This is a genomic window from Streptococcus sp. WM07, assembly GCF_004570525.1.
GTDB lineage: Bacteria > Bacillota > Bacilli > Lactobacillales > Streptococcaceae > Streptococcus.
This window is the reverse complement of sequence record NZ_SPPZ01000153.1, coordinates 1-534: the sequence shown is the minus strand read 5'-3', so window position 1 is coordinate 534 and position 534 is coordinate 1. Positions and strand designations below refer to the sequence as shown.

Below are 534 nucleotides of genomic sequence, written 5' to 3'. Positions count from 1 at the left end.
CCCTGTGAGATAGGGTAGTCGCTTAGCGAATAGAAAACTTCGGTTTTCTTATGGGAGTTTAGCTCAGCTGGGAGAGCATCTGCCTTACAAGCAGAGGGTCAGCGGTTCGATCCCGTTAACTCCCATATAAGCGGGTGTAGTTTAGTGGTAAAACTACAGCCTTCCAAGCTGTTGTCGCGAGTTCGATTCTCGTCACCCGCTTTGAACGAAAGTTCAATTACCATACCAAGTTTTAAACTTGGGCGCGTAGCTCAGGTGGTTAGAGCGCACGCCTGATAAGCGTGAGGTCGGTGGTTCGAGTCCACTCGTGCCCATTTATAATATGGTCCGTTGGTCAAGGGGTTAAGACACCGCCTTTTCACGGCGGTAACACGGGTTCGAATCCCGTACGGACTATTTATAATTTTTGGAGGATTACCCAAGTCCGGCTGAAGGGAACGGTCTTGAAAACCGTCAGGCGTGTAAAAGCGTGCGTGGGTTCGAATCCCACATCCTCCTTTCTTTTCAATAGCGCGGGATGGAGCAGCTAGGTAG

The 534-nt window shown here is 50.0% G+C and carries 5 tRNA genes; all 5 read left to right on the top strand.

From position 1 onward, the window contains the following. Positions 1-52: 52 nt before the first annotated feature. Positions 53-125, top strand: a tRNA-Val gene (locus tag E4T71_RS08830). A 5-nt stretch (positions 126-130) separates the two neighbouring features. Further along, positions 131-201 (top strand) — tRNA-Gly (locus E4T71_RS08825). Positions 202-240: 39 nt separating this feature from the next. After that, positions 241-314 (top strand) — tRNA-Ile (locus E4T71_RS08820). 10 nt (positions 315-324) lie between these two features. Further along, positions 325-396, top strand: a tRNA-Glu gene (locus E4T71_RS08815). A 12-nt stretch (positions 397-408) separates the two neighbouring features. Further along, a tRNA-Ser gene (locus E4T71_RS08810) sits at positions 409-498 on the top strand. Positions 499-534 lie beyond the last annotated feature (36 nt).